Origin of the sequence: Streptomyces spiralis, from assembly GCF_014654675.1 — a bacterium.
In the GTDB taxonomy this organism is placed as follows: Bacteria; Actinomycetota; Actinomycetes; order Streptomycetales; family Streptomycetaceae; genus Streptomyces; species Streptomyces spiralis.
Genome location: NZ_BNBC01000071.1, coordinates 21,357 through 33,441 on the forward strand (window position 1 = coordinate 21,357; position 12,085 = coordinate 33,441).

At 67.3% G+C, this 12,085-nt stretch carries 13 protein-coding genes and 1 pseudogene; 6 read left to right on the forward strand and 8 right to left on the reverse strand.

The genetic code is table 11. The annotated features are described in order from the left end of the window. Positions 1–316, reverse strand: a 316-nt coding sequence (locus tag IE318_RS41010; RefSeq protein WP_189907968.1) for a hypothetical protein, incomplete at its 3' end; no start/stop codon positions are given. A 949-nt stretch (positions 317–1,265) separates the two neighbouring features. Between IE318_RS41010 and IE318_RS41015 the strand changes: the two genes are divergently transcribed. Both IE318_RS41015 and IE318_RS41020 read left to right on the forward strand, forming a co-directional pair. Beyond that, positions 1,266–1,445: a hypothetical protein gene (locus IE318_RS41015; protein WP_189907969.1), complete on the forward strand. Its 180-nt coding sequence runs from the start codon at positions 1,266–1,268 to the stop codon at positions 1,443–1,445. 164 nt (positions 1,446–1,609) lie between these two features. Further along, positions 1,610–1,834 (forward strand): annotated as a pseudogene (locus IE318_RS41020) (MBL fold metallo-hydrolase); the annotation flags it as partial. A 38-nt stretch (positions 1,835–1,872) separates the two neighbouring features. Here the strand turns inward: IE318_RS41020 and IE318_RS41025 are convergent. The 4 genes from IE318_RS41025 to IE318_RS41040 all read right to left on the reverse strand — a co-directional run bounded on the left by IE318_RS41025 (position 1,873) and on the right by IE318_RS41040 (position 5,404). Then, a complete protein-coding gene (locus IE318_RS41025; protein WP_189907970.1) occupies positions 1,873–2,127 on the reverse strand; it encodes a hypothetical protein in 255 nt (84 codons plus the stop codon). Positions 2,128–2,523: 396 nt separating this feature from the next. Further along, complete coding sequence (locus IE318_RS41030) at positions 2,524–2,922, reverse strand: hypothetical protein (RefSeq protein ID WP_189907971.1); 399 nt, start codon at positions 2,920–2,922, stop codon at positions 2,524–2,526. A gap of 417 nt (positions 2,923–3,339) precedes the next feature. Then, positions 3,340–3,729 (reverse strand): hypothetical protein, encoded by a 390-nt coding sequence (locus IE318_RS41035; protein WP_229904104.1) that lies wholly within the window; start codon positions 3,727–3,729, stop codon positions 3,340–3,342. 109 nt (positions 3,730–3,838) lie between these two features. Then, positions 3,839–5,404 (reverse strand): alpha/beta hydrolase, encoded by a 1,566-nt coding sequence (locus tag IE318_RS41040; protein WP_189907972.1) that lies wholly within the window; start codon positions 5,402–5,404, stop codon positions 3,839–3,841. A 447-nt stretch (positions 5,405–5,851) separates the two neighbouring features. Here IE318_RS41040 and IE318_RS41045 point away from each other — a divergent pair, with 447 nt between their 5' ends. Next, positions 5,852–6,244 (forward strand): peptidase inhibitor family I36 protein, encoded by a 393-nt coding sequence (locus tag IE318_RS41045; RefSeq protein WP_229904105.1) that lies wholly within the window; start codon positions 5,852–5,854, stop codon positions 6,242–6,244. 153 nt (positions 6,245–6,397) lie between these two features. Beyond that, entirely contained in the window at positions 6,398–6,949 is a 552-nt protein-coding gene (locus tag IE318_RS41050) for a transposase family protein (protein WP_229904106.1), read from the forward strand. Positions 6,950–7,007: 58 nt separating this feature from the next. On the opposite strand, the gene IE318_RS41055 is transcribed toward IE318_RS41050, so the two are convergent. Beyond that, the gene (locus IE318_RS41055; protein WP_189907973.1) at positions 7,008–8,495 is read right to left on the reverse strand and encodes an FAD-dependent monooxygenase; all 1,488 of its coding nucleotides are present in this window, start codon (positions 8,493–8,495) and stop codon (positions 7,008–7,010) included. A gap of 285 nt (positions 8,496–8,780) precedes the next feature. Between IE318_RS41055 and IE318_RS41060 the strand changes: the two genes are divergently transcribed. Beyond that, positions 8,781–9,616, forward strand: a protein-coding gene (locus tag IE318_RS41060; protein WP_373311433.1) for an IS5 family transposase whose coding sequence is annotated in 2 segments (ribosomal slippage) — positions 8,781–9,122 and positions 9,125–9,616 — 834 coding nt in all. Because the reading frame shifts where the segments join, the coding sequence is not laid out codon by codon here. 19 nt (positions 9,617–9,635) lie between these two features. Further along, the gene (locus IE318_RS41065) at positions 9,636–10,037 is read left to right on the forward strand and encodes a hypothetical protein (protein ID WP_189907975.1); all 402 of its coding nucleotides are present in this window, start codon (positions 9,636–9,638) and stop codon (positions 10,035–10,037) included. Positions 10,038–10,242: 205 nt separating this feature from the next. On the opposite strand, the gene IE318_RS41070 is transcribed toward IE318_RS41065, so the two are convergent. After that, positions 10,243–10,686, reverse strand: a complete 444-nt coding sequence (locus IE318_RS41070; protein ID WP_189907976.1) for a VOC family protein — start codon at positions 10,684–10,686, stop codon at positions 10,243–10,245. A 603-nt stretch (positions 10,687–11,289) separates the two neighbouring features. Next, a complete protein-coding gene (locus tag IE318_RS41075) occupies positions 11,290–11,877 on the reverse strand; it encodes a TetR/AcrR family transcriptional regulator (protein ID WP_229904107.1) in 588 nt (195 codons plus the stop codon). Positions 11,878–12,085 lie beyond the last annotated feature (208 nt).

The window sequence follows — 12,085 nt, forward strand, 5'->3', positions numbered from 1 at the left end:
AGTCGTCGCCCCAGTTGCTCGAGCTGCCCCAGTTGCTGTCGGAGCTGCCCCAGCTGTCGGAGCTGCCCCAACCGTCGCCGTCGTCGCCCCAGTTGCTCGAGCTGCCCCAGTTGCTGTCGGAGCTGCCCCAGCTGTCGGAGCTGCCCCAACCGTCGCCGTCGTCGCCCCAGCCACCCCAGCTGCTGACGCTTGCCACAGTGGTGGCGTGTGTCGTGGCGGGTGCGGCCTGGGCGGCGGCGCCGCCGCCCAGGAGCGCCCCTGCGGCGGTTACGGTGATGGCCGCGAACTGGGCGATCTTCTTACTCGTTCGAAACACGATCTGTCCTCCTTTCGGTGGATGAGCCTCGCTCCGGATCGGTGAGGCCGTGTTTCGAGTAAGCCCGAACGGGTCATGCGTCGTCACGCCACTGAATGCCGTGACTTGACGCCCGCAAATGATCTTGATACAAGTCCGCGTCCCACCCAGGCCAGCCCGGTGCCCAGCCCCGTGACAGCCCTGCCGCCCCTGGGACTGGCCCCTTGAGGTGCCAGCCCTGTAGACCAGCTGGACGGTCACCGCGACCCCGCCCTCCGCACCGGCCCCGGCGTCGTCGCGGTCTACCTGTACGCGGCCAGTCCGAAGCTCGCGAAGCGGATCATGAACCTGGTGCTCGCGGGCGTGGCCCTGGCGATCTCCAGCTTCTGGCGGACGGCGGCCGCGTCCGCCGGTGCCCGCCTCGGAACGGCCGTACATCGGCGTCGCCACGGACGGCACCGCCTGAGACCTGATCATGGGCTACAACGGCCTCGGCCGGGCCTTCGGCGGCAAGAGCAACGGCGGAGGCGGCGGCTTCTCCGGCGGCCAGCAGGGCAACGGCAAGACGGGCGGTACGTCCCGAACGGCACCGGCGACAACGGCCGTAGCGGCGGCACGGCGGCCGGCCCGGCGGTGCTCACACAGGCGGCCGTCGTCAGTCCAACGGCGAGGCCGACGACGGGATCCTGCTCGCGGACGACTTCGCGTCCCCTGTCGGCCGGCGCCTGTGCTTCACCAAGGAGTGGGCTGGCGACGAGGAACGCCGCGAGCTGACCGGCGTCCGACGATCTGTGCTTCGCGGCCAAGCCGCGCCTCGAGGCGGACCGCGGGCGGGAGTGCGTACCGTCTGCCGCGAACTGGGCCTGGGCTACGTCGTGGGAGTGCGCTCCAACCACCAGGTCACCCCCCCGGCCACGAAGCTCAGCGCGACCAAGGCCGCCACCCGGCTGCCGAAGCGGACTGGCAGCGGATGCGGACCGGCGCGGGGCAGAAGAGCGTACGCGACTACGACTGGGCGATGATCGAGGTCACCGCCGACGACACCCCGACGGGCAAGACCGCGACGCAGGGACATCAGCGCTGCTGGTCCGCCGTCACCGCTACACCCGCACCGTGTCCTACTACCGCCGCTTCGCCCCGGGCCCGGTGACACTGGCGCGACTGGTGTCACTGGTGCCTTTAGTGGCCGGTGAAGGACTGGCCGTCACCGCCGCTCTCGAACGAGCCCCCAGACCGGCCGGAACGACCCGGCCGAGGCCGACCTCGTTCCCCTCAGCAGCCACGAACTCCTCGGCCTGCTGTGGGCCTACCCGGGTGCGGATTACCAAGTACACCCACTCCTGTGTCCGGTTGCAGCACGACGGCGGCGCCACGCCGGTCATCGATCCCGGCGTCTGGAGCGAGCCCGAGGCCCTCGCCGGCGCGGACGCGGTCCTGGTGACCCGTTAACACGACGATCACGTCGACCTGTTGCGGCTGAAGGGACTGGGCGTGCCCGTCTACGCCCCAAAATCGGCGCAGACCCCGGGCCTGGGCTTCTGTCAGTCCGACAGTCACAGTCCGAGCGGGGGCGCCACCTAGCAGTCGGCCTCGGAGGATCCCTCGTCATACCCCGCGTAGTAGTTGTCCTCGAAGTTTTCGTCGGGGAAGCTCTCGTACGCTCCAGGATCGGGATCTCGGCACGCCTGGCCATCAATGTAGCCCTGCGTCCAGCCGGGTCCCTCCTGACTCGGACTCAGCCTGAGATCGTGCTGAATGTCAGCAGGTTCGCTTCGCGGCGAGGCGATCACTGTTTTCGCCGGGGAAGAGGCGGCAAATGCCTGCGATGCCATACCCGGACAGAATACGGCGAGTGCAAGGATCATCGAAGGGGCCCAAAGGATCGATCGCTTCGTGGACACGGCCATCCTCCCTTCTCGTTGCATTGCCAGGGCAATTACTCAGGAAGCAAGCGCGTTGAACATTGCACGAGCGGATAACACACTTGAATTGAAGCGGCCAGTCAGCACTTCCGAACGTGCCACATTCGCACATTCAAAATGTGCGTTTCCATCACTGTCCCACCTCCACCCGGGATACGCCATCTGGGGTACGGCATACCAAAGTTGCGCGCACTCCGGGGACCCCTTCGGTCCCAGACGTCTGCACGGGCACAACCCTGCGAGTGATCAACGGGCCTGCGAAGCGGGTCGTGATCACCAGGACCCGCTTCGCGAGGTGCACGCCAGCTAGGGCGCGATGGTGACGGTGGTCTCGACGGCTCCGTTCGGGTTCGACGCGCAGGCCATGTAGATGCGCTCCGTGGTTCCGCGCTTGGCATGTTCATTGATGTTGGTTATGCCGACGAGCGTTCCCGCGGGGTACTCTCCAGTGGCGTCGGGCTTGAGCTCCGTAATCCCTATGGGGGATCTCGCCGTGGTCTCGCCGCCGATGAGCGCGCCCTCGGCAATCCCGCCCTGGCTGGGATCCTCGCAGCTGCGCAGGGTCAGGATGACGGTTGCGCCGGGCTTTGCGGTTTTGGGGCTGACGGTGGCAATGAGGCTGGAACCGTCAGTGGCCATCGCAGCGGGGGCCGACAATCCCAGCACGACGCACCCTGCGACGGCGGCAGCGGGTATCCGGAGCACGGTTGCCTCCCTCGGGCGCGGCCTTCGGGGGTCTGCCGAGCAAGATGACCGCACCCCGTCCTTTCCGACCGTAGGAACTCAGGGCGTGCGCCGCGATGTCGATTAGCCCGCATGGGTGAACGCGGAAGGGCAGGTGAGCGCGCATTTTCTGGCGCACCCGCCTGAAAAACAGAGGGTCGGCTGTGCCCTGCGTACCCACTGCGTACCCGTTCAGAGGGCACGCCCGGGGGAACCACAGGGAACCACGGCCAGGTTCGCTCCCCCGCCCAGGTCAGTGCCTTGCCAGGTCCGCCGGTAAGCGGATACGCCGTCTTCCAAAGCGGCGACGGCCAGGCCGGCAGGCTGGGCCGTCTCTGGGTCATGTGAGGGTGCCCCAGGCCGACCAACAACGACAGAAGCCCACAGCGTCTGAACTGGTCAGACATCCCATGGCGCTGGGATGTCAAGCGGCTGGGGCGAGGCCACCGCGTGGTGTGACCACGCCGTGGCCTCGTCGTAGAGGGTGCGGGTCTTGAGGCACCGTGGAGGATGCCGACGAAGCGGTTTGCCGAGCTGCCGCAGGGCGGGGTTGTAGCCGGCATCTCGGGCGCGCTGCTTGTCGTAGTAGCGACGCGCTCCGGGCGGGGTGTTGATGGCGCAGAACGCCTGCTTGTGGAGGGCGTCGGCGAGGTGGCCGTTGCGTGCGTGCAGGGCATGGACGGCGTAGGTCCTGCCAGAGGCGCGGGTGATGAGGCTGGTGCCGGCGTAGTTCTTGCGGGCCTTCGCGCCGGTGTAGTGAGTGGGGTCGTCCCCGAACTCGGCGAGCACCCGGGGCGCCGATCCTGCCGATGCCAGGCATCGGCAGGCAGATCTCAGCGTCCGGAGTCCGCAATGGCCCGATGGGACCGATGTTCGAGACTCGCTTTCTGCCTCTGCGTCAGGTGCAGACGGTGCCCACGGGTGGGAGCTGACCGCTCAGCAGGTAGCGGTCGATGGCGGTGTCGACGCAGGTGTTGCCCTGAAAGAAGGCCGTGTGGCCGTCGCCGTTCCGGGTGAGGAGGCGGCCCGAGGAGAGCTGGCGGGCGAGCGCCTGGGACCAGGCGTAGGGCGTGGCCGGGTCGCGGGTGGTGCCGGCGACCAGGATCGGCGGGGTGCCGGGTGCGGTGATGCGATGCGAGGGCTGGGTCGGCCCGACCGGCCAGTGCGTGCACCCTTGGAGGAAAGTCGAGTAGAGCGCCCCGAACTGGGGTGAGACACGGACGAACTCGGGGAGTGCCGCCTCAGCCTGCGCGGTGGTGAACCGCGGGCCGAGCGGGGCGCTGAGGCAGTCGACCGCCATAGAACCCCAGTCGCCGACGACGGAGTCTTCCTGGTCCGCGGCGGAGAGTTTCTGCACCCCGGTGGTGACGCGGTAGGCCACCTCGCTCAGCAGCGCGCGCAGCTCCTCCCACGCGGGCGCCCGCAGCGCTTCCGTGACAACAGCAAGGAGCAATTGGCCGGTGATGGTGACGTCCTTGCCTGGCTGGAGGGGGTTCTGGTCCAGTGCGGCCACCAGGGCGTCGAGGGTGCGGTCGGCTTCCTCGACAGAGTGGCCGACGGGGCAGTCGGTGCGGGTGGCGCAGTCGGCGGCGAAGGACTCCCAGGCGACCTGGTATCCGTGCGCGACGTCCAGGAACCGGTGGTAGCCGTCGATGGAGGGGTCTACGGCTCCGTCCAGGACCATGCGCCCCACACGGGAGGGGAAGAGTTCGGCATAGGTGGTCCCGAGGTAGGTGCCGTAGGAGAAACCGATGAAGTGCAGCCGATCGTCTCCGACGAGGGCGCGCATGAGGTCCAGGTCCCGTGCTGCCTCCAGGGTGCCGACGTAGGGCAGTAGCCGCCCGGCGTGCAGTCGGCACGCATCGGCGATCTCTTCGTCCAACGCGTCCACGCTCTCGAAGTCCGGTTTCCCGGCGGTGGTGATCACACCAGCGTTGAGGAGGGTCATGGCCGTGTTGTTGTCGCAGTCCACCGGGGTGCTGTCGCCGACCCCACGCGGGTCGACCGCGACCAGGTCGTAGGCGGCGCGCACCGATGGCGAGAAGGCATCAGCGACGTCCCACAGAGCGGTGATGGCCGGGGAGCCTGGACCACCGGGGTTGTACAGCAGGGAGCCGATCCGTTTCGCGCCGGTCCCGGTGGCCCGTTTACGGGTGGCCGCCAGCGTGATGTCGCCCGCGTCGGGGTGGGCGTAGTCCCGCGGCGCCTTCAGGGTCGTGCACTGGAAGGCCGGTTTGTCCGGGCAGGGCTTCCAGTCCAGTTGCTGCTGGTAATAGCGCAGCAGACCTGCCGGGACAGGGATCGTGGCGGCGGTGGCCTCCGTTCCGGCGGGGATATGTGCCGCGCTCAGCCGCACGTGGGTGACCGTGCACGAGGTCAGCAGCAGCCCGCACGCGCTCAGCACCGCAAGCGCGCTGCGGAGCCTGCGCCGGGGTATTCGGTCACTGGTCGGGTCAGCGTTCATCGCCAGCCTTCGCTTCCGCCCGCGCGGGACACGGGACGTGTGGGGATCGAGGGTGAGGTCGCGATCGTCGGCCCTGGCGCGGAGACCCGTCCTCGAGCGGCGCTCTCGCCGATCCGCCTCGCGATGTGTAACCAGATCACCACAGATCGTGTTCGTGTGGCTGTTCGATTGAGCCGAACGTGTGAACTGTGCTGCTCCACGTTTCAGACGAGGCGCCGCCACAAGTTCCCACGGCCATAGGCGGGGCCATGGGTGATAAAACCTCCCTGACCTGCTCTTTTCGCAACGGCTACCGAGCCCACCGTCTTCTGGAAACGATCGGCACGAGGCGCAGTCAGCAGCTAGGTCGGCGTAGCGACTTCGGCTGGTCGCGTTGATCAGGCCGTGAGCAGTTCATGCAGGCGCTCGGCTGGGGTTTCCCAGCCGAGCGTTTTGTGTGGGTGGCTGTTGAGTGCGGCAGCGACCGCGTCAACGGTCGCCGCTCTGGCCCTGCTCCCCCTGTCCACATCCGCATCGGCCACCGGCGGCGCCAGCCCGCGTGCCGGGATCGACTGCCCGTCGGGGTACGTGTGCATCTACCCGGAGATCAACTTCGCCGGTCAGCCGTGGGTGCGGCGTGCCGTGGACGGCGGGGTGAAGGACCTGCCCTCGGCGATCCGTGACCGCGGAAGCTCGATCCGGAACAACTCCGACCGCACCGCCCGCGTCTATGAGAAGCGGAACTACTCCGGCCGGTGGGTCTGCGTGACCCGAAGCGGCGACTCCATCCACGACCTGCGCGGCTACAACCTCAACGACCAGACCCGCTCCCTGAAAATCAACCGCAACGACTGCGGATAGAACACCCCGGCCAGCTGCGGACCCGGATCTCGGTGCCGTCGACGAGCCCGTCCGGGCATAGGCAGGCTCGGTCTGACCACAGCTGAGCGAGGCTGCACTGTAACTGCCGGAGTACGGCTGCGGACTCTGGGCGACGTCATCGACTACCTCGGCGTGACCGGGGAGACCGGCATCGTCGACGGCACCGAGATCCGGGTCCGGCGGCCGGCTGCCGGACGCAAAGACCGGGACAAGTTCATCTCCGGCAAAAGCAAGCAGAACGCAGTCAAGACCATGGTGCTCACGGACAGGGACGGCCGGGTGCTGTTCTGCAGCCCGCCCAGGCCCGGCAGTTGCGCGGACATCACCCATGCTCGCGAGTTAGGGCTGGTCAGGCTCCTGGCCGATGGCCCCGCCGTGGAGATTCTCGCCGATGCGGGTTACCAGGGTCTGGGCGCGCAGACTGGCGGCCGGGTGGTGACACCGCCGCACCGCAAGTTCAAGAAGAACGCCCCGGAGTGGTACGAGGAGATGCACGAGCGGCAGCGCAAGGCGCACTCCTCGCGACGCATCCGCGTCGAGCGCGGCATCGCCCATCTGAAGAACTGGCGGGCGCTGGCCCGTCACCTCGGTCGGCGCGAGCATATGAGCGACATCGTCCAGGCCGTAGCCGGCCTGCTGTCCCATCAGCAGACCGCGGACCTGGTCCCGCCGCGGCAAATGTGAACGCCGGGACCCGCCGAGGTCCTCGATGTCTCACCGCCTACCGTGCACGAGCTCGTTATTAGTCGGGTGAAGGGGCTACAGAGCTGGAGCCCTGTGTGCCGCACCATTCGGTCAATGCTTTACGGGCCGCGTCGATGCGATGTTCAGGTGACTCGTCCGAGATGGCCCATGCGATATAGGCGTCTGGTCTGACCAGAACACTCTTTTTGGTAGCGCCCTTCGGGGATACGATCTCCACCTCGCCGGCCCACTCTGTGATCAGTGAGGGGAAGCGCTCCGTGTCGGACGGTGTGACCAGGACGAACCGTCGCTTACGGAGGGCTTCGTAGAGTCTGCGTCCGTCGCTGAGGGGGACGTCAGGTGCCCGCTTCCCGACAAGGGGATGCGCGCCGACCGCGGCGGCGTAGGAAATGTCGATTCCCGAGATTGCCATGGCCAGTCGTCGGGCCACTGGTGGGGTTTGCAGCACCGTACGCGCTGACAAGTCACGGAGGCCGCACAATGCCCGTGGTGTGGTGAGGACGCCGCGGAGCAGTGCCCCGCTCATCCGCAGAACCCGGCGTCCCACCGGGTGCCGTTCGTTCTGGTAGCTGTCGAGCAGGGTGTCTGGTGCGCGGCCACGCTGAACGGCTGCGAGTTTCCAGCTCAGGTTTGCGGAGTCCTGGATGCTGGTGTTGAGGCCCATGCCACCGGCCGGGGAATGGACGTGGGCGGCGTCGCCGACGAGGAATACTCGGCCTACTCGGTAGCGGGGTGACTGGCGTTCGTCGCTGTGGAATCTGGAGAGCCAGCGAGGGTCGTGCATGCCGAAGTCGCTGCCGAGCGCCTGGCGGGCGACGTCTTTGATTTCCTCCAGATCGACCGAGGCGTTGTCGGGCATGGGGTGGTGGCGATTCCAGGCCATGACCCTGAACCAGCCGTCGCCGAACGGGACGACAATGGCGAAGGCGTCTCCGGTCGCTGCCACGGTGGGCGGCTTCTTCGGCGGATCAGCCATCCGGACGTCTGCGAGCATCATGGAGCGAACGGCGGAGCGGCCGGGGAATGGGAGGCCGAGGGACTGGCGCACGCAGCTGTTTCGTCCGTCTGCGCCGACGACGAAGTCTGCGCGCAGGCTGTGTTCAGTGCCGGCTGGTGTCTTCACGGTGACGTCGACACCGCTCGGGTCTTGCTGGACGCCAGTCACTTCGTGGGCCCGCATGATGTTCACGCCGTGTGTCAGGGCGCGGGACAGGAGCAGTCGCTCGGTGTTGTACTGGGGCGTCACGAGCACGTGGGGGTAACGGGTCGGCAGGTGCGACAGATCGATCCGCAGAAATTGCAAGATCGGGTTGCGGAGGCCGGTCAGAAGCAGGTCGTCGGCCAGGCCGCGGGCGTCCAGTTGCTCCATCGTTCGGGCGTGAACGGCGAATGCGCGTGTCAGCTGGGATTCTTTTTCTCGCCGTTCCACGACGGTGCAGCGCACTCCGGCCTCGGCCAGGTCACCTGCGAGCAGCAACCCCGCTGGACCAGCACCGACGACCAGCACGTCAACGTCGGATCCCATGTCCTGCCCTCCGCGTGTCACAGAACGAGTAGTAACGACCCGTGATCACCTGGCTGCCGCCCGCCACCGGTAATGATGTTCAGGGCGGGTGGGTGACTGTGCCCGGAGTTCACTCGGGTGGCGTAACCGGTGAATTCTCCTGACCGTGGATGTGCCCGTGGCATGTAAGGCCACCGTACGAGACAGACCACTTCCTCGCTTGTCAGGCAACGACCGTCCCACTCGTACCGAAGCGGTGTTTCCAGACGCGCTGAATCGCTGCGGCGACAGCTCCTTGATCCGAGAATGGACGTGGTTGAGCGGCTGGTGCCGGACGGACTGTGGGAGATCTTCCAGGACGTGGCGCCGGAGCCACCGGTACGTGCCCAAGGAGGAGGCCGGCGGCGCTGCGATGACCGGGCGGTCCTGGCTGCGATCATCTTCGTAGCCACGTCAGGGTGCGCTTGGCGCCAGCTGCCCCCGGTCTTCGGCGCCTCTTGGCAGACGGTGCACCGGCGTTTCACGGACTGGTCGACGGCACGGGTGTGGGCCAAGCTGCACCGTGTGGTCCTCGATCGACTTGGCCTGAACGGCGAGCTGGACTGGTCGCGCTGTGCGATCGACTCGGTCAGTGTCCGGGCGGTCAAAGGGGGCCCCTGACCGGACCGCATCCGACCGATCGCGGCAAGCTCGGGTCGAAGATTCATGTGATCTGTGACCGCAACGGGCTACCGCTGTCGGTTGGCATCTCCGGCGCCAACCTCCACGACAGCCAGGCGCTGGTCCCGTTGATGCGCGGCATCCCGCCAGTCCGTTCCCGCTTTGGACCCCGGCGCCGCCGCCCAGCAAGGCTGCATGCGGACAAGGGCTACGACTTCGATCACCTGCGAGGTTGGCTGCGCCGTCGGCAGATCGTGCCGCGCATCGCCCGCCGTGGGGTGGAAAACTCCAGTCGCCTGGGCCGGCACCGCTGGGTGGTCGAGCGGACGATGTCCTGGCTGAACGGGTGCCGTCGCCTGCACCGCCGCTACGAGCGCAAGGCCGGCCACTGCCTCGCCTTCGTCGGCATCGCCAGTGTCCTGATCTGCTACCGGCGCCTTTGCCGATCAGGACATTCTTGGAGTCCCAGGCAGGACGGCTAGGCAACAGGAGGTGGCAGGGATGCTCGTGTCGTGGACAGCTACGGACTTGGAATCGCGACGGTTCTCCGCGATTGAGCGAAGCTCGGACCTGGCAGATCTGACGGATCACTTCACCGCTCTGCGCACGCATGGCCAGGGGTACTTGGAAGTCCGCCTGCCGGGCAGCGAGTTTCCCTTGCTGACCTTGGGCTTCCGAGACGATCAAGCAGTCATCCATCTGTTCAGCGATGCTGAAAGGTCGTCCCTCCTCGTCGGCGATGGCACCGCCGCAGCGGATGCGGTCGTGCAAGTGCCGATCATGGACGACCCGGCTGTGTTCAGTGGCGACTGTGTTCTCGCCGCCGATCGCGCATGGGCCCTCATGCGCAGCTTCATCCAGGCGGAGAGACCCGGCGAGCTGGGCGAGTGGCGGGAGTTGTAATCACGGCCCGATCTCCAATCAAGACACCGTCTTTAGCGCCGTCCCCCGGTCCTGGGTCAACGGCGGCGCTGCCGTTGACCCAGGACACTGCCGGCCAGTGGCGCTGTAAATTGGCCGCCCGGGAGCACGGTTCAAAGATGTCCCGGGCAACCATGTCCGGAGCGCCTGAAACTGGTTCGGCAGCCTGGGCGATGGGTTCGCCGTGTCAGCCGATCGGGCTTGCGCCCTGCTGGAAGACGTTGATGAGGTTTCCGTCGTTGTCGCGGATCGCGGTCGAGATGCTGCCGTCGCCGAGGTCCATCTGCTCCCAGACGGTCGTCACGCCCAGGTCACGGAAGGTGCGGGTCACGCTGGCGAGGTCCTCGACGCGGAAGACCAGGGCCTTGTTGCCGATCGGGCGGATGTGGGCGGGGGGCTCTGCCGTCAGTTCGGGGATCCGCACACCGTCCGCGGGCTGGAGGAGCTCGAGCCGGAACCCGGGGCCCTCCAGGAAGGCGACGTCCGCTCCGATGGCGTCGAAGCGGGACTTCGCCAGCAGGGTGAGGCCGAACACCCGGTTCCACCACTGGATCGACGCGTCGAGGTCACTGACGGAAATCGTCACGTTGTCGAGGCTGTAGGGGAAGGGCGGCTGAGCAGCGGTGGTCATGGTGATCACATTCCGTTGGGCGGGTGCAGGCGTTTGTGGTGAGGCACGCGAGACCCCTCGCGCATTCCGCCCGGCTTCTCTGTGCCGTGCGGCGGAACAGTCTGTGCCCGTCTGCCGCCGACCCGACGTCTACTTGCAATAGCGAATCCGCGGGTCGTAGGCCAAACGTAGACCTTATGGACCGTACAGTCAAGAACTTGTGTCCTCTTCAGGTGCATTGCGAAGTCAGTGGATCAATACACCAGTTGGCGAATCGCCGTCGGCGTGCGGAAGTGAGGCGCGAGCGAGGTCCCGCGCGGACTTGGGTAGCCTGGAGACTTTGCCGTCAGGGCCCCTGCGCAATGGGCTGGCGCCGTCGGCTGCCGGAGCGTCGCCGGCCCGCGTTGCGGCGCAGTCGATGGCGCAGCCGCCCGGCCGGAGTGCCTGCTCAAGGGCATGGTGAAAGGGGCAGGCCGTCAACCGCGCTGGGGCGGGCGCCCGGGGCCACTCGTGGGGGTGCTCGGAGGGCAGGTAATGCACGTGCTCGCAGCCGACTCAAGCGGGCCCACCCGGGTCCCTGCCGGTCGGCACGTCACCCGTGAAGGGTGCTGGCCCGCAGGATGGTCAGTGTCGGGAGAGCTGCTTGAGGGCGGCCTGGCTTATCTGCAGCAGAGCCGAGCCGTCCATGCCGGTCTTCGCGAGAAACTCGATGCCTTGCATGACGGCAAGGAGCAGCCGCCCGACCTCCTGGGCGTCCGCCCCCGGTTCGACCGTCCCCTCGTCCTGGGCTTCCTTCACGCAGGCGATCAGAAGATCTTCGACCGCTTGGTAGCTGCTCCGGGCCCGGGAGACGACGTCCGGATCATTGCTGTGCAGCTCGGACGTGCTGTTGACCAGAAGGCAGCCGCGCCGCTGCGGGTCCTCCGTGAATCCATTGGCCACGCCCTCAACGAGCAGGGTCAGGCGTTCGAAGGCCGTACCGGGCCCGGTCAGGACCGCCCGGACGCCGTTGAGCTGTTCGTCGCGGTAGCCGTCCAGCACGTGCAGGAACAGCTGCCGCTTGTCACCGAAGGCCCCGTACAGGCTCCCCTTGCCCAGTCCGGTGGCGTCCATCAGGTCCTGCAGTGACGTAGCCGCGTACCCCTGATTCCAGAACTGCTCGCGCGCAGACTCCAGAACCTGGTTCTCGTCGAAATTCCGCGGTCGTCCCATGTTCAACAGCATACGTCCTTCTTGACCTATCGGTCCAGATCATGGGCGCCCGGCTGCATGCGACACCGCAGGGGGACAGGCTGGGTGGTGGCGGGGTGTGTGGCGCACGGCTCCCCCGCCACCCCGGCGCGCCCTAGGGGGTGTCCGCAAAGTCGGTTGCTCGTTGGTCGGTTCGTGGTGCGTCGTCATGAGCTGACTGATGAGTCGT

Bases quoted from the DNA above. Each gene is read 5' to 3' on its own strand.
- IE318_RS41015 (WP_189907969.1), top strand. From the start codon at position 1,266: ATGCGGACCGGCGCGGGGCAGAAGAGCGTACGCGACTACGACTGGGCG.
- IE318_RS41025 (WP_189907970.1), bottom strand. From the start codon at position 2,127: ATGGCATCGCAGGCATTTGCCGCCTCTTCCCCGGCGAAAACAGTGATC.
- IE318_RS41040 (WP_189907972.1), bottom strand. From the start codon at position 5,404: ATGAACGCTGACCCGACCAGTGACCGAATACCCCGGCGCAGGCTCCGC.
- IE318_RS41055 (WP_189907973.1), bottom strand. From the start codon at position 8,495: ATGGGATCCGACGTTGACGTGCTGGTCGTCGGTGCTGGTCCAGCGGGG.
- IE318_RS41065 (WP_189907975.1), top strand. From the start codon at position 9,636: ATGCTCGTGTCGTGGACAGCTACGGACTTGGAATCGCGACGGTTCTCC.
- IE318_RS41070 (WP_189907976.1), bottom strand. From the start codon at position 10,686: ATGACCACCGCTGCTCAGCCGCCCTTCCCCTACAGCCTCGACAACGTG.
- IE318_RS41075 (WP_229904107.1), bottom strand. From the start codon at position 11,877: ATGGGACGACCGCGGAATTTCGACGAGAACCAGGTTCTGGAGTCTGCG.